Annotated in this window: 20 protein-coding genes and 1 pseudogene; 11 read left to right on the forward strand and 10 right to left on the reverse strand. The window is 64.7% G+C overall.

Annotated features, from left to right (window positions below):
• The first annotated feature begins 26 nt into the window (after positions 1–26).
• The gene (locus IVB19_RS23670; protein WP_018455570.1) at positions 27–1,022 is read left to right on the forward strand and encodes a P1 family peptidase; all 996 of its coding nucleotides are present in this window, start codon (positions 27–29) and stop codon (positions 1,020–1,022) included.
• 49 nt (positions 1,023–1,071) lie between these two features.
• Positions 1,072–1,284 carry a KTSC domain-containing protein gene (locus tag IVB19_RS23675; RefSeq protein ID WP_085351054.1) on the forward strand — a complete coding sequence of 71 codons (213 nt, stop codon included), beginning with the start codon at positions 1,072–1,074 and terminating at the stop codon, positions 1,282–1,284.
• Between the two features lie 12 nt (positions 1,285–1,296).
• Here the strand turns inward: IVB19_RS23675 and IVB19_RS23680 are convergent, their stop codons facing one another.
• Positions 1,297–2,091: an EF-hand domain-containing protein gene (locus IVB19_RS23680; protein ID WP_247361913.1), complete on the reverse strand. Its 795-nt coding sequence runs from the start codon at positions 2,089–2,091 to the stop codon at positions 1,297–1,299.
• A 249-nt stretch (positions 2,092–2,340) separates the two neighbouring features.
• Between IVB19_RS23680 and rpe the strand changes: the two genes are divergently transcribed.
• The 4 genes from rpe to IVB19_RS23700 all read left to right on the forward strand — a co-directional run bounded on the left by rpe (position 2,341) and on the right by IVB19_RS23700 (position 3,726).
• Entirely contained in the window at positions 2,341–3,042 is a 702-nt protein-coding gene (rpe, locus tag IVB19_RS23685) for a ribulose-phosphate 3-epimerase (protein WP_247337352.1), read from the forward strand.
• A gap of 149 nt (positions 3,043–3,191) precedes the next feature.
• Positions 3,192–3,332, forward strand: coding sequence for a hypothetical protein (locus IVB19_RS23690; protein WP_162847284.1), 141 nt, complete (start codon positions 3,192–3,194; stop codon positions 3,330–3,332).
• 4 nt (positions 3,333–3,336) lie between these two features.
• Positions 3,337–3,513 carry a hypothetical protein gene (locus IVB19_RS23695; RefSeq protein ID WP_162847283.1) on the forward strand — a complete coding sequence of 59 codons (177 nt, stop codon included), beginning with the start codon at positions 3,337–3,339 and terminating at the stop codon, positions 3,511–3,513.
• 21 nt (positions 3,514–3,534) lie between these two features.
• Positions 3,535–3,726 (forward strand): hypothetical protein, encoded by a 192-nt coding sequence (locus IVB19_RS23700; protein WP_085351052.1) that lies wholly within the window; start codon positions 3,535–3,537, stop codon positions 3,724–3,726.
• Between the two features lie 24 nt (positions 3,727–3,750).
• Here IVB19_RS23700 and IVB19_RS23705 read toward each other — a convergent pair whose 3' ends face one another.
• From IVB19_RS23705 to IVB19_RS23725, 5 genes are all read right to left on the reverse strand, one after another.
• Complete coding sequence (locus IVB19_RS23705; RefSeq protein WP_247337350.1) at positions 3,751–5,175, reverse strand: bifunctional serine/threonine-protein kinase/universal stress protein; 1,425 nt, start codon at positions 5,173–5,175, stop codon at positions 3,751–3,753.
• 6 nt (positions 5,176–5,181) lie between these two features.
• Positions 5,182–5,922: a metallophosphoesterase family protein gene (locus IVB19_RS23710; RefSeq protein WP_085351051.1), complete on the reverse strand. Its 741-nt coding sequence runs from the start codon at positions 5,920–5,922 to the stop codon at positions 5,182–5,184.
• Positions 5,923–6,038: 116 nt separating this feature from the next.
• Positions 6,039–6,644: a hypothetical protein gene (locus IVB19_RS23715; protein ID WP_018455562.1), complete on the reverse strand. Its 606-nt coding sequence runs from the start codon at positions 6,642–6,644 to the stop codon at positions 6,039–6,041.
• The gene (locus IVB19_RS23720) at positions 6,637–7,323 is read right to left on the reverse strand and encodes a DUF2135 domain-containing protein (RefSeq protein WP_085351050.1); all 687 of its coding nucleotides are present in this window, start codon (positions 7,321–7,323) and stop codon (positions 6,637–6,639) included. Before IVB19_RS23720 ends, IVB19_RS23715 begins: the two co-directional genes overlap by 8 nt.
• Complete coding sequence (locus tag IVB19_RS23725; protein ID WP_085351049.1) at positions 7,320–8,090, reverse strand: MotA/TolQ/ExbB proton channel family protein; 771 nt, start codon at positions 8,088–8,090, stop codon at positions 7,320–7,322. Before IVB19_RS23725 ends, IVB19_RS23720 begins: the two co-directional genes overlap by 4 nt.
• A gap of 179 nt (positions 8,091–8,269) precedes the next feature.
• Between IVB19_RS23725 and IVB19_RS23730 the strand changes: the two genes are divergently transcribed.
• The 3 genes from IVB19_RS23730 (at position 8,270) to IVB19_RS23740 (ending at position 10,744) form a co-directional block, all read left to right on the forward strand.
• Positions 8,270–9,640, forward strand: a complete 1,371-nt coding sequence (locus tag IVB19_RS23730) for a sensor histidine kinase (RefSeq protein WP_085351048.1) — start codon at positions 8,270–8,272, stop codon at positions 9,638–9,640.
• Positions 9,641–9,647: 7 nt separating this feature from the next.
• Positions 9,648–10,298, forward strand: a complete 651-nt coding sequence (locus tag IVB19_RS23735; RefSeq protein ID WP_085396093.1) for a response regulator — start codon at positions 9,648–9,650, stop codon at positions 10,296–10,298.
• A 143-nt stretch (positions 10,299–10,441) separates the two neighbouring features.
• Positions 10,442–10,744, forward strand: coding sequence for a hypothetical protein (locus IVB19_RS23740; RefSeq protein WP_018455556.1), 303 nt, complete (start codon positions 10,442–10,444; stop codon positions 10,742–10,744).
• A gap of 57 nt (positions 10,745–10,801) precedes the next feature.
• On the opposite strand, the gene IVB19_RS23745 is transcribed toward IVB19_RS23740, so the two are convergent.
• Positions 10,802–11,386: a TetR/AcrR family transcriptional regulator gene (locus IVB19_RS23745; protein WP_018455555.1), complete on the reverse strand. Its 585-nt coding sequence runs from the start codon at positions 11,384–11,386 to the stop codon at positions 10,802–10,804.
• Between the two features lie 576 nt (positions 11,387–11,962).
• Here IVB19_RS23745 and purB point away from each other — a divergent pair.
• Both purB and IVB19_RS23755 read left to right on the forward strand, forming a co-directional pair.
• Positions 11,963–13,270, forward strand: a complete 1,308-nt coding sequence (purB, locus tag IVB19_RS23750) for an adenylosuccinate lyase (RefSeq protein WP_247377866.1) — start codon at positions 11,963–11,965, stop codon at positions 13,268–13,270.
• Between the two features lie 106 nt (positions 13,271–13,376).
• A complete protein-coding gene (locus IVB19_RS23755; RefSeq protein WP_247377868.1) occupies positions 13,377–14,549 on the forward strand; it encodes a M20 aminoacylase family protein in 1,173 nt (390 codons plus the stop codon).
• Positions 14,550–14,655: 106 nt separating this feature from the next.
• Here IVB19_RS23755 and IVB19_RS23760 read toward each other — a convergent pair whose 3' ends face one another.
• The 3 genes and pseudogenes from IVB19_RS23760 to IVB19_RS23770 all read right to left on the reverse strand — a co-directional run bounded on the left by IVB19_RS23760 (position 14,656) and on the right by IVB19_RS23770 (position 19,808).
• Positions 14,656–15,981: an LVIVD repeat-containing protein gene (locus tag IVB19_RS23760; protein WP_204511648.1), complete on the reverse strand. Its 1,326-nt coding sequence runs from the start codon at positions 15,979–15,981 to the stop codon at positions 14,656–14,658.
• A 124-nt stretch (positions 15,982–16,105) separates the two neighbouring features.
• Positions 16,106–17,914 carry a caspase family protein gene (locus IVB19_RS23765; RefSeq protein WP_018455551.1) on the reverse strand — a complete coding sequence of 603 codons (1,809 nt, stop codon included), beginning with the start codon at positions 17,912–17,914 and terminating at the stop codon, positions 16,106–16,108.
• Between the two features lie 39 nt (positions 17,915–17,953).
• Positions 17,954–19,808 (reverse strand): annotated as a pseudogene (locus IVB19_RS23770) (caspase family protein).
• Positions 19,809–19,876: the final 68 nt, after the last annotated feature.

Consider the following 19,876-nt stretch of genomic DNA (forward strand, 5'->3'; position numbering starts at 1 on the left):
AGCGCCTTTCAGCCTGCGGAGCCGCCTTGAAAAACCTTCTCACCGATATCGCCGGCGTCCGCGTCGGCCATGCCGAGGATGCGAAAATCGCCACTGGCACGACCGCGATCATCTTCGACGCCCCCGCGGTTGCGGCCATCGATGTTCGCGGCGGCGGACCCGGCACGCGCGAAGACGCGTTGCTCGACCTCGCCAGCACCGTCGATCGCGTTGACGCCATCGCGCTGTCCGGCGGCTCCGCCTTTGGAATCGACGCCGGCGGCGGCATCCAGGCCTGGCTCGCCGAACAAGGCCGCGGCTTGCGGATTCGCGAGGCGGTGATTCCGATCGTGCCTGGCGCAATCGTTTTCGACTTGCTCAACGGCGGCGACAAGGCCTGGGGACGCTTCGCGCCCTATCGCGACCTCGGCTACGCCGCAGCGTTGGCCGCCAGCGACGATTTCGCACTGGGCAGCGTCGGCGCCGGCCTCGGTGCCACCACCGCGACCTTCAAGGGTGGACTGGGGTCGGCCTCCGCGGTCCTGGCCAATGGTATCAAGGTCGCCGCGATCATGGTCGTCAACGCGGTCGGCAGCACAACCGTTGGCGAAGGGCCTTGGTTCTGGGCTGCGCCCTTCGAGGAGAACGGCGAGTTCGGCGGGCGCGGCCTGCCGTCCACGTTCACACCGGACATGCTGGCGATGCGCATCAAGGGCGGACCCGCCGCGAACGCGCGCGAGAACACCACGATCGGCGTCGTTGTCACCGATGCCACGCTGACCAAACCCCAGGCCAAGCGGCTTGCGATGATCGCGCATACCGGGTTCGCCCGTGCGATCTATCCGGTGCATGCCCCGACCGACGGCGACGTGCTGTTCGCCGCCGCAACGGGCGAGAAGCCGATCGAGCCGCTGGTCGGCCTTACCGAGCTCGGAACGATCGCCGCCAACGTGGTCGCACGCGCCATCGCTCGCGGCGTCTACAATGCGACGGCCCTGCCCTTTGCCGGCGCAATGCCGGCGTGGAAGGACCGGTTCGGATAGAAACGAAACGGCTGACACGGCGTTACCCTGGCCGACAAGGTGCACCGCCATGCCGTCTTCCGTGATCCGCTTTTTCCGCTACGCCCCCGATAGGCGCGAGCTGACGGTGACTTTCGTCAGCGGACGCGTCTATGTCTACGCGGACGTTCCACCCGAGGTCGCCGCCGCGCTCAAGAATGTGCGCTCAAAGGGTACGTTCTTCAACCGCGAAATCCGTGATCGGTATGTCTATCGTGACATCACGCACGAATATGCAGGCTAGCCGTGAGCAAGGTTACACGCTCATCGACATCGATGAACCGACAGTCGCTGAGGCGCCTTGTCCCTGCCCGCCCTGCCGCTGCATCAACTGCGCGAACAGATCGTACGCCGAATTACGGGAGCTGGAGGCGCCCGGGACCGTCGTCGACATCTTGAAGCCGTCGGCATAGGTGACAGTGGTGGTGGTCGAACCGTCGGCGCCGGTCGTCGAGGTCGAGGTCGAGCCGCCGCTGGACCGCGAGGAGGAACCCGAACCGCTGCCGGAGGCATCGCCCGCGCCTTGCGCGTGATGGTGACCGTGATGGCCGCCCTTCAGCGCCTTCGACATCTCGTCGAGGCTGACGCTGCCGTCGGTATTCGAATCCAGCTTCGAGAAAACGTCGTCGGCCTGCGCGAGATTGGTGCCGCCGGCGCCGAGCGCATTCTCGAATTCCGACTTGGTGATCTTGCCGTCGCCGTCCCCATCGATCTGCGAGAACAGATCCTTCAAGGCGGCGTCGCGGCGCGTCGAGGAGGAGGACGTCGAACTCGACGAGGTCGAGCTGGCGGCGCTGCCGGTGCTGTCCGAGGATTGGCTCTGCGCAGCGAACAGCGCGTTCATCGTCTCCGGCGAGATCTGCGGGGTCTTGCCCGCATTGACCGACGAGGCCGCGCCGGTCGTGCTGTTGCTGCCGCTCTCGATCGCGAACGGATTGGTCGCGGGCTTTTGCGAGGATCCCGTCTTCTGCGTCGACGAGGACGATTTCGAATTCGTCAGCGACTGGATCGCGTCGAGTGCGCTCGATACGGCCCCAAGAGCAAACAACATTGCACAACTCCAACCGATGCGGCATGCCGCGGCCAATGTTCTGTTCAGGTGAAGTCAGCAAGCGCCGTGCCAGCGCAAAAAGCTCAATGAAATCCGCTTTCACCGCACTTTGCACGGCCCGGAACACCGGCAATTCATGCCGGTCGCGGCAGAAATTTCCGCCCACAGGAAGCACGCCGCCCCGCATTGCCCGGCTGAGAGGCCCATGTTAGGCGAGTCCATCTTCCACGGCCGCCACGGGAAACCGCCATGACCCAAGCCTTCGCTCCCCGCCCCCTGGCAATCGCGCCCTCGATCCTGGCCTCGGATTTCTCCAGGCTCGGCGAGGAGGTGCGCGCCGTGGACGCCGCTGGAGCCGACTGGATCCATCTCGACGTCATGGACGGGCACTTCGTTCCCAACATCTCGTATGGCCCCGACGTCATTAAGGCGATGCGCCCGCACACCAAGAAGATCTTCGACGCGCATCTGATGATCTCGCCCTGTGACCCCTATCTCGAGGCCTTCGCGAAAGCCGGCTGCGACCACATCACCGTGCATGCCGAGGCCGGTCCCCATCTGCACCGCTCGCTTCAGGCGATCCGCGCACTCGGCAAGAAGGCCGGCGTTTCGCTCAATCCGGGCACGTCGATCAGTGCGCTCGAATACGTCCTGGACCTGGTCGACCTCGTGCTGGTGATGTCGGTCAATCCCGGCTTCGGCGGCCAGGCCTTCATCCCCTCCGCGATCGGCAAGATCCGCGACATCCGCGCCATGACAGCGGGCCGGCCGATCGATATCGAGGTCGATGGCGGCGTCGGGCCCGACGTCGCAGGTCCCCTGGCTGCGGCCGGGGCCAACGCCTTCGTCGCCGGCACGTCCGTGTTCAGGGGCGGCACGCAGGATGCCTATAAGACCAACATCGCCGCAATCCGCAACGCCGCCGCGGGTGCACGCGGCGAGGCGATCTGAGGGCCCGCTCGACTCCGCAGACGTGCGGCCTCTACGGGTGTTGCGGCGCGTAATGCCTAAATTTGCAACTTGATCCGTACTCCTCCGGGCTTCCCTGATTCGCGCAAATCACCGCAAGTGATTCTTGCCTGTTTTCGCGGGAGCACATCATGACGACGACCCTGGTCTGGACTGGCGTGGCGTTGTGGCTTGGTTTTTGTGCGTTTGTTGTGTTTGGTCCATCGGCCGGACCGGTGAAGGTCTCGGTACGCTCGGCCCGCATCGCTCGTCGCGACTGGTATCGGGCCTGACCCCATGCAGATCGCGCTCGTGAAACGTCAGCCGAAGCGCCGGTGCCGCATCCCGCGGCGCCCACATCCTGACCTCGATTTTTTCTTCGGTCGGCTCGAACGCACCGAAGGCGAGATGCGCGACGACACCGGGCCCGAGATGGACCTGGATCACCCGCTCCGGTCACCGCGCCGGCATTGAATTCTTTTCTGGACCAAGCTCATGAAGCCGCATTGCCCGAACTGCCTCAAGGAAATGACCAAGGCATCCGCGTCGCGTAACCTGTTCAACTGCGAGCCGTGCCGCGAGATCATCCAGTTCTTCGGCGGCAGCGCGGATCACTGCGAGCCCGGCCCGCAATTCTCCTGGCCGATCCGTCGCAAGCGCTCCGTCCACACCGCTCACGCGGCCTGAGCCTCCAGGATCCAGAGCGCGGCCCTATCCGGCCTCCTCGCCCGCATCCGCAGCCATTCGCGGCGGCCGTACCACGGTGACGGTGCAGGCCGCTTCCGAGGCCACCTTGGCCGAGACGCTGCCGAGCAGCGTGCGCCTGAACGAGCCCTGCCGCGCGCCGATGATGACGTGGTCGACGTGGTTGACCTCGCAAAACTCCAGGATGGCCGCCGCGGGATCGACGGCTTCCAGCACGTGAGCCGAGAGCCGGCTCTCATCGAGCTTGAGCGGCGTGGCCCAGTGTCTGAGCGCCACCAACCGGTCGATATGCTTGTTGGAGCCCTGCTCATCCAGCGTCCTGTCAATCGCGATGCGGTTGAGCCTCAGCACGTTGAGACAGGCGAGCCGCGCCGACGGCAGCGTGGCGAGAATACGCTCGGTGGTGACGCGCAACGCTTCGTTCAGCTCGGGGGCGCCTTCCACCGTGTCGAGCGCGACCGCGAGGATCGGGCTTGATGCGATCTGGGCTGCGACATCCGATTTCGCGCGCGGCTGCATGACGCCCTGGTTGAAGCGGCGCCGCCAAGCGAAGCTTAACGGGTCGCGCTTCATCCGCTCCGAGCGTGTGGTGAGCCTGATCTGGTCCGGATGGGTCAGATCGAAGGCGAGCTGCGACGCCGTCGGATAGCGCCGCACCGGCTCGATCTCGAGGCACCGCAGCACCACCTCCTGGAGCCAGGGCGGATAATCAGCGCGCAAGCCGCGCGGCGGGTGCGGATCGCGCCAAAGCCGGCGCCGCATCGCACGCAGTGTCTCGCCCTCGCCGAACGGCCGCTCGCCGGTCGTGAAGAAATAGAGCAGCACGCCCAGCGAGAACAGATCGCTGCGCGGATCGTCGCGCACCCCTGACAACCGTTCTGGCGCCATATAGGGCGCGGTGCCGTAAGGCAGGCGGAATTCCTCCTGCAACAGGTCCGGCAGATGGTTGTGATGCGACAGGCCATAGTCGATCAACACCGCCTCGCCGCTCTCGCGGAACATGATGCTGCTCGGCTTGATGTCGTGATGGATCACGTTCTGCCGGTGCAAATCAGCAAGCCCCGTTGCGATCCTGGCGACGAGCTGCCGCGCCTCGTCATACGGCAGCGGCAGGTCGGGCAACCGCTTGTAGAGCGTGGTCCCGGAGATGCGCTCGATCACGACATAGGCCTGGTGGGCGAAATCGCCGGTGCCGAAACAGGAGGGCACGTGCGGACCCGCAAGCCGCGGCAGGATCATCATCTCCATCTCGAAGGAGACGATCGCCGCGGGGTCCTCGCCCTCCGACACCCGCGGAATTTTCATCAGCAGCGGCACGTCGAGGCCGGGACGGGTGACGGTCCACAGCGTCGCCATTCCGCCGGCATGGACGCATTCGCCAATCGTGTAGCCGTCGATCTCTGCGCCCGATTTGACGAGGGGTTTCGGCATCGGCCTCTAACGCCCCTGCGACAGTCGGTCGGCGAGCCAATGCGGCAGGCCGTTCTCGCGGATCCGGTTCGCGGCCGTCTCGACGTCGTAGGGCGCGCGGCAATAGGTGATCTGGCACGAGACCGTGTCGAACAGCGCGAAAGCCGCGGATGGATCGCCATCGCGCGGCTGGCCGACCGAGCCGAGCACCGCAAGCCATTGCCGGCCACGCAGCAGCGGTACGGAGACGTCAGTCTTGGGCACGAGTCCCGACATCTTCGCCGTCACCGACATCGAATAGATCGCCGGGCGGTGGATGTGGCCGCAGAACGTGACATGAGCCGGCGTCGCGATCAGGCTCTTGGCTGCGTCGGCGGTCGATCGGACATAGTGCCAGCTTCGGGGGCTGGAGGCTTCCGAATGCACGAACAGGCGATCGCCGTCCTCCACCAGCATCGGCAATTCCGCCAGGAACCGCCGCTGCGCGGTGTCGAGCCGGCCGCGGGTCCATTCGATCGCGATTTGCGCCTCGGCATTCATGGTCTCGGCCGAGGAATTCACCGCCTGGTCATGATTGCCGCGCACGGCGACGGCGCCTTGGACAACCAGCTCCATCGCGGTATCCACCACCCATTCCGGATCGGCGCCATAGCCGACGAAGTCGCCAAGCAGGATGAAGCGCTCGGCGCCACGCGCCCGCGCGACTTTCAGGCACGCCTCGAACGCCTGCCGGTTGCCGTGGATATCCGAGAAGACAGCGAGAAGCACGCACCCTCCACCCTCGAACCTTATTGGGAGCCGATAAGGCTAAATTGAGGGAGGTCAAGAACATGCGCCAGCGGCGCGCGGTTTGCCAGCACTGCCCTGTCGCGATGGTGAAGAGCCTATTGCTCGTCCTTCGGCGGCATCCGGGGCGGCGGCAACGGCGTGAACACGGCGCCCTGCGCGCCGGCCGGTGGTGCCAGGAATTCGCCGGTCGAGGAATCGCCTCCGCTCGTCTCCATGATGGTCTTGGGCGTCACATATTCCCGGACCATGTCGATGAGGCTGCCATCGCCGCCGCCGAAATCGGCGGCCCGGCCGCCTTGCGGATGTCCCAGCGCGATCTCGTTCTCCGCCGCATGGGTCTTGTCGGCCAGCCTGTCATTGTAGGGCACACGAAAGGCGCGCGGGATGCCACTCGGCCGATTGTCCTCGTCGAGCTGCTCGACCCAGAGATAGATCGAGCCGGGATCGCCCTCCAGCGAATGCGGCTCGACGATGCGGGCCTTCAGCAGCTTGAACGAGGCCGGCAGCCGATCGGCGCTGGCCCAGCCGAGCAGCCCGCGCATCTCGGTGAAGCTGACGACATAGAACGCACTGGTCACGACCACCGCGACCGCCTTGAACGACCAATGCAGCCGCGCATAGACCAGAACGACCAGCAGCAGCGCACCGATGACGGCGTAGGCTATCGATAGCGTGAGGATGACCGTTGGCAGGCTAGTCACGGCGCACCCTCACAGCGTTCTTGCTCACGCCGGTGCTCGGGTCGAGATCGGCGCCGTTGCGCCAGCCGCTGCGAAAGGTCTCCAGCAGCGATTTCGGCCGCTGGTCCACATTGACGACTTTGCCTTCGGCGTCGAGCCGGAACCGCACCGCAGTCTTCTCGTCGCCGGTGTGATCGACCGTGAACTTGTTATCGAAGATCACCTGCGCCGTCGGATTGAGTTTTTGCACCTTCACATTGGCCGTCACAGGCTCGCCGGTCGTAGCCACGAAATGTGAGACATTGACGGTGTATTCGCCGGGAACGATGCCCCGCACCGTGACGATCTCCTCGCGGATCGGCGAGGCAATCTTTTTGCCGTTGACCATGATGAAGTCGTTGGCTCCGCCGCGATCGTCGCGGTCGAGCGTGAGGAAGCCGGCCTCGCGGTGGCGATACCAGGCGATATTGCCCACGGGATCCTGCACGAACAGGTCGAGATCGTCGGGATGGCTGTCGGGCCAGTCCAGCGTGATCATGAACTCGGCCTTGGAGTCGATCTTGCCGTCCTTGGCGTCCGGCGAGACCGCGAGCAGCGCGAGGAAGAACAGGAAAGCGATCACCTGGAGCGCCTTGAACAGCATCACGCCCAAGGGATCGAACGGCTCCTCGCGCGGATAGAGACCGAAATCATCCATCATGTCGCGATTCCAGCGCCCTTACGTTCCAGCACCGGCGTCACATAGGTCTCGGTCAGCACCACCGCATCCGAGAACACCTTCTGGGTCGCGGCATCCAGCATGTAATACTGGATGCGGACCAGGATCGAACCGACGAGGCCCGCCAGCGTCGTGTACATCGCGACCGCCATGCCGTCGCTCATTAGTCCCATCGAGGATCGCATCGCGACCTTGTCGGCGGCATCCAGTCCCGCGATCGGCGCCAGCATGATGATGAAGCCGACGATGGTGCCGAGCAGGCCGAGCTTCATCAGCGTATCCGAGACGAAGGCCCCGAAGCCGTTGGAGCCGCGCAGCCGGTCGGCGAGCGTTCGCAGCAATAGCGTCTGGTCGACGGGGCGGTAGTCCTGCGCCGCGGCCTTGGTCACGAGGCTCTCAATGTGGTCCCGCACCAGCCCGCGCGGCAGCGCGGCAGCGCCGACGTCGAGCGCCCTGCCGCCCTCGGGGGCCGCAAGCACCGCGCGGCAGCGCCTCGCCGCCGCGCCCTCGCGGGCAATGGCCCGCGTGCGCAGGAAGCAGTGACCGCAGGTGAGGACATAGAGCAGCGCGATCACGCTGGAAATGTAGGTCCGATCTGAGGTCAGCATCAAGCGGATCAGGCCGAACCGCCACAGCAGCACGACGGCGAAGATCGAAAGCCCGGTGAAGATCATCCAGAACAGGAGCGCACTGCGCTCGGATGGGTCGGCAGCAGGCCCCGCGATCGGCCCAATAGTCATCGAACTCATGCTGCACCGCTCCTGGCCGTGAATTCCGCCCATTAGATCAAAGCCGCCGCGCCCGGTCCAAAGAGCCATGCCCAATCCAGCATGGGAAATTTGCCCGAGCTACCATCTTGCCGTGCCTCGCAATTGGCAAGGCGCGGCGGCGTTGTTAGGCTGACCTTAGCAAACTTTGGGGTGATCGCATGCGCCTTGTGCTTCAGCTTGTCGCCCGTCTGTTTCTCATCGTCGCGCTCTGCCTTGGGGCGGCGACGATCTGGGCCACGTTCGACGCCTATCGCAGCGTCGACCGGGCAACTGCGGCCTCGGCGCAGCGGGTCGCCCAGGCGCTTCAGGCCCTGTATTGGCACGAATTCCTGTTGCGTAGCAGCAGAACACGCGAGCAGCTTCTGCCGGTTCCGGAGTGGCGCACGCTGGAGACGATGAAGCTGATCTCGCCCGGCGTCTGCGTCGAATTCCAACCGGCCATCGCATTCGAAAAGCCGCTCTGCGGCCAGAGCGAGGGGCTGGGCAAGACGCCGCCGCGCTGGTTCGCGTCGATCGTGCCGACCTTCCTCGGCAGCCATGCCGAAGTGATACGGCCCGTCAGTCCCCGCGCGGCGACCGCCGGAACGGTGGTCGCGACGCCGGATGAAACGGCCGCCATTTCGCTCGCCTGGGAGTACATCCTCAACGTGATCGACGTCGCGCTTTTGATGGCGGCGGCGATCGCGCTGCTGGCCTCGCTCGCGATCGCGCATGCGCTGGCGCCGGCGCGCACGATCGTCACGGCCTTGCAGCGCATGGCCCGCGGCCATTATCGCACGAAACTGCCGCGCTTCCGCTCGATGGAGCTGGCGATGATCGGCAGCGCCGTCGGCGAGCTCGGCGGCCGGCTGGAGGAGGCGACCGAACAGCGCGCGGCGCTGACGCGGCGCCTGATCGAGATCCGCGACGACGAACGCCGCGCGCTCGCCCGCGAGCTGCACGACGAGTTCGGACAAAATCTCTCGGCCATCCTCGCCTTCGCCAACACCATCGAAACGGCGAGCACGAAGGCAGATAAGCGCGACGACATCGTGCAGGACGCGCGGATGATCTCGCAGGCCACGCATCATCTGATGGCCTCGCTGCGCGACGCGCTGAAGCGCCTGCGCAATCCCCTGCCCGCCGAGCTTGGGCTGGAGGCGAGCCTCGTGAATTTGGTGGATAGCTGGCGCTCGCAGAGCTCGGCGCGGCCGACGATCCAGCTCGATCTCAAGGGCGACCTCACCGACATCAGCGGCCCGGCCGCTATCACGGCCTATCGCGTCGCGCAGGAATGCCTGACCAACGCGTTGCGCCACGGCGCGGCACGCGAGATTTCGCTCAGCGTGGAACGGCGCGCGGGCGACGACGATGCATTGCTGATCCGTGTCGACGACGATGGCGGCGGCGACGCGGCACGCGTCAAGCAGTCGGCCGGCTTCGGCCTCACCGGCATCCGCGAGCGCGTCGCAGCGGCCGGTGGATCATTCTCGATCCTGCCCGCCCGAGGCGGACTCAGCGTCGCCGCCACCATCCCGCTCGCCGCATGAGGCCGGCATGAACGAGATTACGGCAACGGGCATTTCCGTGCTGCTGGTCGACGACCATCCGATCGTGCGGCAAGGCTATCGGCGCGTGCTGGAAAGCCAGGGTGATCTGCATGTCGTGGCGGAAGCCGACAACGCTGCGGATGCCTACAGCGCCTTCAAGGCGCGCGATCCTGATGTCGTCGTGCTTGATATCTCGATGCCCGGCGCGAGCGGACTGGAAGCCATCCGCAACATCCGCGCGCGCAGTCCGCGGGCGCGCATCCTCGTCTTTACCATGCACAACGAAGCCGTTCTGGTGAAGGCAGCCTTCAGTGCCGGCGCCAGCGGCTTCGTCACCAAGAGTAGCGAGCCGTCCGCAGTCGTGTCCGCGATCCGCAGCGTTGCCCGCGGCGAGCGCGCCATGAGCGACGACATCGCGCACATCTTGGCCGAGGACAGTCTGTCGGCGGGCTCGGCGCTGGATCAATTGGGAGAACGCGAGATCGAGATCCTGCGCCAGTTCGCCGGCGGTGCCACGACCGAACAGATCGCTGCGCATCTCAATCTCAGCGTCAAGACGGTGCAGAACTATCACTATCTGATCAAGACCAAGACCGGCGCGCGCACGGATGCGCAGCTGGTGCGGCTGGCAGCCAATTGTGGACTGACGAAGATCTAGATGTTTGCCCCTCCCTGAAGGCAGGCGCACGGAGCCATCCTCCGCATGCGGGCGTCTCCCAGGTATATTTCGACCGCCTTGCGATGCGGATTGGAACGGACGCCATCGAACTCCAGTTAGTACCGCAGTGAAGGAGTTCCGCCATGAGTAAGGCTATCCGCGAAGCTACCTATCCCGCGCTCATCACTGTCGGCGAGCTCATCGATGAACTCTGCCGCTTGCCAGACACAGCAACCATTCGATTCCACTGCCCCATGCTCGAACAGGAGCTTGCATTCTACAGGCTTCGAAAGCGGGCGAAGGACCTCGTCGAAATTGAAGTCAATGCGTATCCGGAAAGCCCGCCGGTCGTGCCATTGGCGGGTACCGCTCTTCGTGCGCGGAAAAAGTCCCACCATCCGCGTTCGCTCCGCGATGGTGCCCTCGCCCACAAGGTCGACGGATAAAAGCGCCGCCCATGCGGGCGATCGAACGGCTTTGGAACAGCGCGTGGAGTATTCGGCCTACGCCTTCAGCCCGCGCAATACCAGCGCCAGCGTCGCATCGACACGCGCCGAGAGATCGGCATCCTTCCACTCGTCGGCATGGGCCGGATGGTGAAAGCGGACTGTGGCATCGAAGATCGCACGCGCGGTGGTCTTGACGTCATCGACGGCGAACACGCCCTGCGTCACGCCGTCGGACAGGATTGCCGCGATCTGGTCGATCATGGTGTCCTTGTGACATTTGACGGCCGCGCAGGCTTCGCGCGCCAGGGTCAGATAAGTGTCGAACATCTCGGGGTCGTCGAGCACACGCGAACGTTTGGCGGCGAACAGCGTGCGCAGCCAGCGGTCGAGCCTGTCAGGCGCCGGGCCCTGCTCCTTGGCGATCGCCAGCAGCGGCGCGTCGATGCGGTCAAGCCAGCGTTTGGCAACCGCTTCGCGCAGTGAAGCCTTGCTCGGGAAATGGCGATAGACGCTGCCATGGCTCACATCGAGCGCACGGGCAACGTCGACCACGGTGGCTTTGGCCAGTCCGTAACGCCGCAACACGTCCTCGGTGACTTCGAGGATCCGCTCCGGCGTCAAGATAACGGCTTCGTTCATGCCAGCACCATGTTCCCGTTGAGGGCTCAGTTACCCGGCGACAGAGCTGCTTCCGAAGCGCCCGTGCCGGTCGTTTCGGAAAGCTCTCGCCTTAATGAGGCAGTTTTGCAGCCTGCGCCGCGATCTGGCGCGCCACCAGTAAATTGAGCCAGTGCCCAATCGTCCCGGTCAAACTGATGATTTCGGTCGTCATTGTCGTAAGTCTCCAATCAATTGGCGGTCCCTGTTGTTCAATTGCGACCCTCAATCCCCCATTTGTTTGGGACGTCGGGCTCCCGGGATGCCGCCAGACGCCCAATCGGAGCGTCCGACAACAGATATACACGTCTCGCTGACAGATTTCAATATCTGTCAGTCAATGATCCGTGATTGACAGTTAAATATCTGCGGTCCCTACGGCGCGGGCCGCCCAGCGCCCCGCTGCGGCCGGCGCGATGCCCCACCCAGCCCAATCATCCCCGCTACGCTGCCGGTGCCGTTTGTTTCGCTCTCCCCGCTCTGCTAAGTTACGGCGTAAAAAGCATTTTGGCAGGTCGCCCCTTCTGAGTCGCCCGCCCACCTTCCTGGAGCAGTCCAATGATCCCCCGCTATACCCGCCCGGAAATGGCCTCGATCTGGGAGCCGCAGACCCGGTTCAAGATCTGGTTCGAGATCGAGGCGCATGCGGCGGACGCCCTTGCCGAGCTCGGCACGATTCCCAAGGAGGCCGCCAAAACGGTCTGGGCCAAGGCCAAGGACGCCACTTTCGACGTCGCCCGCATCGACGAGATCGAGCGCGAGACCAAGCACGACGTCATCGCCTTCCTCACCCACCTCGCCGAGATCGTCGGCCCCGAAGCGCGCTTCGTCCATCAGGGCATGACGTCCTCCGACGTGCTCGACACCTGCCTCAACGTCCAGCTCACCCGCGCCGCCGACCTGCTGCTCGCCGACCTCGACAAGGTGCTGGCGGCGCTGAAGAAGCGCGCCCTCGAGCACAAGATGACGCCGACCATCGGCCGCAGCCACGGCATCCACGCCGAACCCGTGACCTTCGGCCTCAAGCTCGCCTACGCCTATGCGGAATTCTCGCGCGCCAAGGAGCGCCTGATCGCGGCGCGCAAGGAAGTCGCCACCTGCGCCATCTCCGGCGCGGTCGGCACGTTTGCCCAGATCGATCCGCGCGTCGAACAGCATGTTGCGAAAGCCATGGGCCTCGTCCCCGAGCCGATCTCGACGCAGGTCATCCCCCGCGACCGCCACGCGATGTATTTCTCGACGCTCGGCGTGATCGCTTCCTCGGTCGAGCGTTTCGCGGTGGAGATCCGCCACATGCAGCGCACCGAAGTGCTGGAAGCCGAGGAGTTCTTCTCCGAAGGGCAGAAGGGTTCGTCCGCGATGCCGCACAAGCGCAATCCGGTGCTCTCGGAAAACCTCACCGGGCTGTCGCGCATGGTGCGCGCCTATGTGACGCCGGCGCTGGAGAACGTCGTGCTCTGGCACGAGCGCGACATCTCGCACTCCTCCGCCGAGCGCATGATGGGCCCCGACGCGACCGTGACGCTCGACTTCGCGCTGGTGCGCCTCGCCGGCCTGATCGACAAGCTGCTGGTGTACCCCGCCAACATGCAGAAGAACCTCGACCGCCTCGGCGGCCTCGTGCATTCGCAGCGCGTTCTGCTGGCGCTGACGCAGAAGGGCGCAAGCCGCGAGGACGCCTACAAGCTCGTGCAGCGCAACGCCATGCCGGTCTGGCGCGGCGAGGGCGACTTCCTCCAGCTCCTGAAGAAGGACGCTGACGTGAAGAAGTATCTCACCGACGCCGAGATCGAGGAGCAGTTCGACCTCGGCTATCACTTCAAGCACGTCGACACGATCTTCAAGCGCGTGTTCGGTGAAAGCTGAGCGTCATTCGTAACCCGGGTGAGCGCAGCGATACCCGGAACTTCTCTCACAAAGATCCCGGATGTCCCTTCGCTCATCCGGCAACAACAACAGAGACGGAGCCTCCATGCCCATCGTCAATCGCGTTGCCGCCCTCTCCGACGAAATGGCCGCTTGGCGCCATGACTTCCACGAGAATCCGGAGCTGCAATACGACGTCCACCGCACCGCCGGCATCGTCGCCGACCGCTTGCGCGAGTTCGGCTGCGACGAGGTGGTGACGGGCATCGGCCGCACCGGCGTCGTCGGCGTGATCCGCGGCCGCAAATCCGCCTCGGGCAAGACCATTGGCCTGCGCGCCGACATGGACGCGCTGCCGATCATGGAGACGTCGGGCGTGCCTTATGCATCGAAGGTCCCGGGCAAGATGCACGCCTGCGGCCATGACGGCCATACCGCGATGCTGCTGGGCGCGGCAAAATACCTGACCGAGACGCGCAACTTCGACGGCACGGCCGTGGTGATCTTCCAGCCCGCCGAGGAAGGCGGCGGCGGCGGCAAGGCGATGGTCGAGGATGGGCTGATGACGCGCTGGAACATCCAGGAGGTCTACGGCATGCACAACATGCCGGGCCTGCCCGAAGGACATTTCGCGACCACGCCCGGCGCGATGCTCGCCTCCTCCGACAACATCCAGATCACGGTCCACGGCAAGGGCGGCCACGCCGGCGCGGGTCCGCACAAGTCGATCGACAGCGTGCTGATCGGTTCGCAGATCGTCAATGCGCTGCAGTCGATCGTCGCGCGCAACGTCGATCCGCTGAAGTCCGCCGTAATCTCGATCACGCAATTCCACTCCGGTACGGCCTTCAACATCATCCCGGAGATCGCCGAGCTCGGCGGCACCGTGCGCACGCTCGACCCTGAAGTGCGCGATCTCGTCGAGCGCCGCATCGGCGAAGTCGCCGAGAGCATCGCGCGCGCCTATGGCGGCTCGGCGGAGACCAAATACACGCGCATGTATCCGGTGACGATGAACCATGCGCGCGAGGCCGGCCTCGCCGCCGACGTCGCCCGCGACATCGTCGGCGCCGAGCGCGTCAACGACAAGTTCATTCCGATGATGGGCGCCGAAGATTTTTCCTTCATGCTGGAAGCACGCCCCGGCGCGATGATCCTGGTCGGCATGGGCGACGGCAACGAGTGCCACCACCCGGCCTACGTCTTCAACGACAACATCCTCGGCCACGGCGCGTCGTATTGGGCGCGCCTGGTAGAGACGCGGATGCCGGCGGGTTAGTGCAGGTCTCGCCGGGTGGGCAAAGCGAAAGGGTGCCCACCACAAACTTCTCCGCTGCAAATGGTGGGCACGGCGCTTCGCGCCTTTGCCCACCCTACAACACCGCTCATCCCTGATATTGCAGCACGTGCATGCCGGCGTTCCAGTCGGAGACGAACATCAGCCCGTCAGGCCGGACATAGGCGTCGCAGGTTTTGGCCGCGAGCGCGACGTTCGGGCGCGGATCGATGAGCTTTTTCGGTGTCGGCGGCACCCAATACGCGATCTCCTTCGGTGCGAAGGCGTCCCTGACGTCGAACACCCTGACGCCGGCATTGTTGTAGGTTGCGAAGATCGTCTCCTCGCTCTGGAACGAGCCCGGGCGGTTCTCGTGCAGATTATGCGGACCGAAGGTGCCGTTCGTGCAGAAATCGCGGTCGCGCGGGGTCGGCAGGGTCGCGATCGGCACCGGATTTGCCGGCGCGCGCACGTCGAGAACGAATGTATGGAACAGCCCCTTGGCGCAATTGTCCGCGTTCGCTTCGTCGGCGACGATTGCGAGCTGTCGCTTGGGCAGCGGCAGCGGCGTATGCGTCCCGCCGGCGAAGGGCGGCGACCAGTTGATGTGGGACAGCAGCTTTGGATTCACGGGATCGCCGATGTCGTGAATGGTGAAGCCGCCATCGCGCCAGGCAGCATAGCCGCGATCACCCGCCGTGATCATGTGATGGAGCGCAAAGCGCTTGCCCTTCGGCGTTGCCGGCTCGCCGGCCGCACGGTTCATGCCCGGCAGCCACCATTTCGCGACGATCTCCGGCTTGGTGATGGTCTTGAGATCGACCACGCAAAGGATGTGGTCGGTGAACCCGTCGAGATGCGCCGATACATAGGCATAGCGGCCGCCCGGCCACCACAGCCGATTGATGCCGAAGCCGGGCATTTCGAGGAATGCGATTTCGCGCATCTCGTTCGGTTTCGATATGTCGTGGATCGACAGCCCACAGCGGAATTTCTTGGCCTTGGTGATGCTGTCGACCAGCGTGTTCTCGAAATAGCCGCGCATATTGTCGTAGGACTGCATCGCGACGATGTTGGCGCCGTTTGCAAGCAGCAGCAGGTCTTCCGCCACCTGTAAATGGTGGGTGCGAGTGTATTGTCCCGCGGTGAAGAAATTGACCGGCTTCAGCGCACGCGGATCGGATGCGTCCAGGACCGTCACGCCGTCGCTGAACATATGTCCGACATAGACATGCTGCCGGTTGAACATCACCTGCACGCTGTCGGGCCGTCCGCCGATGTCGCTGTAGGAGATGTGCTTGATGCCCTTGCCGATGCCCTCGGAGGGAATGTCTGCCTCCGAAGCCCTAGCGCATCTCGACCACCCAGGCAGCGCGGCGGATCCGAGCACGGCCGACAATTGCTGAAGGTGACTGCGGCGCGAGAGCTCAAGCATCGGTTTTCCCCATTTTTTTGGGAATGATGCTCGCTTGCGGCGGGGCACGCAAGCCTCGTGTCGCCTGCCCTCACCTCAACCGCAGACGTGTCTGGTCCGGCCGGACATCACCGCTGCCTGGCCCTCAGTTGCAGACCTCGCCGGTGATCTTGGCGCTGGCGTTCGCATTGGGCACCGGCCCGAGGTGACAGCCCTTTGCGACCGGTCTGCATCCGGCGTTGTTGCAGATCATCTGCCCGGAGGACTGCGACTTCGGAGCCGCGGACTCCGCCTCCTTGCGGTCCTGGTCGCGCCTCTTCGAATCCTCGCGCGTGACCACCGGCTTCTTCTCCGGCACCTTCTCGCATTCATTGTCATCGCCGACGTGATAGCCGGCGCGGCAGGTGATCTTCGCGCATTGATCGCCGTCGGCCTTGAAGCCGAAATTGCATACGAGCGGACAGACGCGTCCTGGCTTCGCCTTCAGCGCATCGAGCGCGTCGACGCTTGCAAGCTTCGCGTCGAGTTGGGTGCCGGCATATTTGTTGAACAGCGTCAGCGAGCGTTGCGATGCGGCGTTCCAATCGCCGTCAGCGGCGGCCGAAAGACAGCCGACGCGGCGCAGCTCGCTCTGAACGGATTTCGCGAGATCGCCGGGCGGCGGGGAGCTTGGCGGCGGCGACAGCGCGGCGACCTTCCTGCTTTCGGCATCAGCCGCCTGCTTGTCCGCCGCCTGCTTCGTTGCGGCCTCCGTCGCCGCTTTCTCGAGCGCCCGCTTCTCCGCGAGCGACTTGGCCGCGGCAGCTTCCGCCGCCTTGCGATCTCGTTCGGCCGCCTCCGCCTTGGCCTGCTCGATCTGCTTGGCTTTCTCGGCCGCGATCCTCGCCTCTTCCGCGGCTTTGGCAGCTGCGGCGGCTTTCTCCTGCTCGGCCTTCTGGGCTCGTTCGGTCGCGAGCCTCGCCTTCTCCTGTTCGGCCAGACGCGCCTTCTCGGTCGCCACCGTGCGATCCTCCTCGGCGGCAATCTTCTTCAACTGCACACGAGCGAGGTTGGCGTAAAAGCCGTCCGGATAGGTCTGGAGGAATGCTTCCCAGGCTTCGCGCAGGCCGGCCTGAAGCGCCAGCTCGTAGTCCTTGCGCACACTGTCCTGCGGGTTCGCCTGCGGACCTGCTGCGGCGACTGGCCTCAGCGGCACCAGCGGCACGTCGCTGCCGCCCAGGGAGCCATAGACATACGGCTCCTGCTTGTTGCCGGTCTTCTTCAAGACGTCGTCACGGACAAAACCGAATGCCTTGCGCAAGTCGAGCCCGGGCTTCGGGAGATGATCGGTCAGCGCGACCGCGAACGGGCTGTTGCGGGAGTCGCCATCCGACGCCGTCGATCCCGCCTTGGCCGCAAAGGCGATCATCGTGTTCGGACTGGTCGGCTCGACCTTGGCAAGTCCGCCACCAATCGCGCGCGAGGCCAGGGTGCGCTTCATCGTCTTGGCGAATGGGTTGTCGCGGCACGCATCGAGGATGACGAGACGGAGTTGTTTGGCCGGTTCGACCGCGTACAGCGCGCGATCCAGCGCGACCGTCTCGTCGAGGACGTCACCGTCAGTTTCCAGCATCGCATCGGTCGGAACGAGATAGTTGCTGCCGTCCAGCTCGATGCCATGGCCCGCATAGTAGATGACTGCCATGTCGGCATCGCGCGTCCTGGCCGCGAACTCGCGCAACGATCGCCGCATTTCGCTGGCGTTGAGATCCAGCCTGACCTCGACCGTATCGAAGCCTGCGTTCCTGAACATGCTGCCCACGAGCCCGGCGTCATTCACCGGGTTCGCAAGCCGCGGTGCGTTCTTGTAAGCGGAATTGCCAATGACGAGCGCAACGCGCTTGTCGGCCTGGGCCGATCCGCACCCCAGCCAAAGACCGAAAATCAACAGTGAAAGAGATCGCAAGACGATCATGAAACGCCGAGCCTTTTACGGGCGATTGCCTGTGACACCCTAATTGCAGACCTCGAAGTTGCCGCCTGTGGCTGTATTCGAACTAACCCTGCCGGGGATCGTCCCGCTGACAAGCCGACATCCCTTTTGCACCGGGCGACATCCCGTCGAGCTGCAAATAATCTGTCCACTCGCCTCAGGCCTGGACGGCGAAGATTCGCTTGCCTTCCGGTCCGTATCCCGCCTCCGCGATTCCTCACGCGTGGCGACCGGCTTCTTCTCCTGAATCTTTTCGCACTCGTTGTCATCACCGACGCGATAGCCGGCGCGGCAGGTAATCTTCACGCATTGATCGCCGTCGGCCTTGGAGCCGAAATTGCAAATGAGCGGGCAGACGCGTCCCGGCTTGGCTTTCAGGGCATCGAGCGCGTCGGCGCTGGCGAGCTTGGCATCGAACTGAGTACCGGCGTATTTGTTGAACAGCGCCAGCGAGCGCTGCGAAGCTGAATTCCAGTCGCCGTCCGCAGTGACGGACAGGCAGCCGACGCGGCGCAGTTCGCTCTGGAGTGATTTCGTCAGATCAGCCACCGACAATGTGGATGCCGGCGCCGGCGCAAGGGCTGCAACTTTCTGCTCGACCTCAGGCATCTGCCGATCGGCCGCCGGTTTTACCGCCTGCTCCGCCTTCTCGGCGGCCTGCTTGGCGGCAAGCTCGGCCCTGGCCTTCTCCGCTGCCTGCTTCTCGGCTTGTGCTTTTGCCGCGGCAGCCTCAGCCAGTTTTGCGCTGGTGCTCGGCCGCGTCCGCCCTTGCCTGCTCGATCTGCTTCTGCTTCTCCGCCGCGACCCGGGCCTCTTCGGCGGCCTTGGCAGCCGCGGCCGCCTTGTCCTGCTCGGCCTTCTGGGCGCGTTCGGCAATGAGCCTTGCCTTCTGCTGCTCGGCCGCGTTCGCTTTTTGCTCGGCCGACGCGCGCGTCTCTTCAGCAGCGATCTTGTTCATCTGGCCCTTGGCCAGATTGGCATAGAAGCCTTCGGGATACTGCGCCAGGAAGGCTTCCCAACCGTCGCGCGTGGCAAGCTGCAGCGCGAGCTCGTAATCCCTGCGAATCGAATCCTGCGGATTTGCCTGCGGACCGGTTGCAGCCGGCTTGGCAGAAACCAACGGCACGTCATCGCCGCCCAGCGAGCCATACACGAAGGGCTCCTGCTTGTTCCCGGTGCTCCTCAGCACGTCGTCGCGCACGAATCCGAACGCCTTGCGCAAATCTAGGCCCGGCTTGGGCAAGTGCTCGACCAGCGCGGTGGCGAACGGGCTGTTCCTCGAATCGCCGTCGGACGCAGTCGAACCGGCCTTTGCCGCGAAGGCGATCATGGTGTTGGGGCTGGTCGGCTCGACCTTGGCGAGTCCGCGTCCGATCGCGCGCGAAGCCAGCGTTCGCTTCATGGTCTTGGAAAACGGATTGTCGCGGCAGGCATCCAGGATGATCAGGCGCAGCTGTTTGGCCGGCTCTACCGCGAACAGCGCGCGCTCCACCGGGATGGTCTCGTCGAGTACGTCGCCATCCGTCTCCAGCGTCGCGTCGATCGGAATGAGATAGTTGGTGCCTTCCAGCTCGATGCCGTGGCCGGCGTAATAGATCACCGCCATATCGGCATCGCGGGTCCTGCCGGCGAACTCGCGCAACATGCGCCGCATCTCGCTGGCGCTGAGATCCAGCCTGACATCGACGGAATCAAAGCCCGCCTTCTTGAACATGCCGCCGACCAGAGTGGCATCGTTGACGGGATTGCCGAGCTTGGGCGCGCTCTTGTAGGCGGAATTGCCGATGACAAGCGCCACCCGCCGGTCCGCATGGGCCGGTCCGCAGGCGAGGCCAATGGCCAAAATCAACAAAGCAATTATCCGAAACGGAATCACTTGCGTCCCCCCGGATGCAATTCCACGAGACTATTCGGACCATCGCTCAATTACCAACTCTTCCTATG

It is taken from the genome of Bradyrhizobium sp. 187 (genome assembly GCF_023101005.1).
GTDB classification, from domain to species: Bacteria; Pseudomonadota; Alphaproteobacteria; order Rhizobiales; family Xanthobacteraceae; genus Bradyrhizobium; species Bradyrhizobium canariense_D.

Excerpts from the sequence above, each read along its gene's own strand:
- IVB19_RS23755 (WP_247377868.1), top strand. The coding sequence starts at position 13,377 with ATGCCCATCGTCAATCGCGTTGCCGCCCTCTCCGACGAAATGGCCGCT.
- IVB19_RS23720 (WP_085351050.1), bottom strand. The coding sequence starts at position 7,323 with ATGATGGATGATTTCGGTCTCTATCCGCGCGAGGAGCCGTTCGATCCC.
- IVB19_RS23760 (WP_204511648.1), bottom strand. The coding sequence starts at position 15,981 with ATGCTTGAGCTCTCGCGCCGCAGTCACCTTCAGCAATTGTCGGCCGTG.
- IVB19_RS23765 (WP_018455551.1), bottom strand. The coding sequence starts at position 17,914 with ATGATCGTCTTGCGATCTCTTTCACTGTTGATTTTCGGTCTTTGGCTG.
- IVB19_RS23740 (WP_018455556.1), top strand. The coding sequence starts at position 10,442 with ATGAGTAAGGCTATCCGCGAAGCTACCTATCCCGCGCTCATCACTGTC.
- rpe (WP_247337352.1), top strand. The coding sequence starts at position 2,341 with ATGACCCAAGCCTTCGCTCCCCGCCCCCTGGCAATCGCGCCCTCGATC.
- IVB19_RS23745 (WP_018455555.1), bottom strand. The coding sequence starts at position 11,386 with ATGAACGAAGCCGTTATCTTGACGCCGGAGCGGATCCTCGAAGTCACC.
- IVB19_RS23675 (WP_085351054.1), top strand. The coding sequence starts at position 1,072 with ATGCCGTCTTCCGTGATCCGCTTTTTCCGCTACGCCCCCGATAGGCGC.
- IVB19_RS23705 (WP_247337350.1), bottom strand. The coding sequence starts at position 5,175 with ATGCCGAAACCCCTCGTCAAATCGGGCGCAGAGATCGACGGCTACACG.
- purB (WP_247377866.1), top strand. The coding sequence starts at position 11,963 with ATGATCCCCCGCTATACCCGCCCGGAAATGGCCTCGATCTGGGAGCCG.
- IVB19_RS23735 (WP_085396093.1), top strand. The coding sequence starts at position 9,648 with ATGAACGAGATTACGGCAACGGGCATTTCCGTGCTGCTGGTCGACGAC.
- IVB19_RS23690 (WP_162847284.1), top strand. The coding sequence starts at position 3,192 with ATGACGACGACCCTGGTCTGGACTGGCGTGGCGTTGTGGCTTGGTTTT.
- IVB19_RS23680 (WP_247361913.1), bottom strand. The coding sequence starts at position 2,091 with ATGTTGTTTGCTCTTGGGGCCGTATCGAGCGCACTCGACGCGATCCAG.
- IVB19_RS23730 (WP_085351048.1), top strand. The coding sequence starts at position 8,270 with ATGCGCCTTGTGCTTCAGCTTGTCGCCCGTCTGTTTCTCATCGTCGCG.
- IVB19_RS23695 (WP_162847283.1), top strand. The coding sequence starts at position 3,337 with ATGCAGATCGCGCTCGTGAAACGTCAGCCGAAGCGCCGGTGCCGCATC.
- IVB19_RS23700 (WP_085351052.1), top strand. The coding sequence starts at position 3,535 with ATGAAGCCGCATTGCCCGAACTGCCTCAAGGAAATGACCAAGGCATCC.
- IVB19_RS23725 (WP_085351049.1), bottom strand. The coding sequence starts at position 8,090 with ATGAGTTCGATGACTATTGGGCCGATCGCGGGGCCTGCTGCCGACCCA.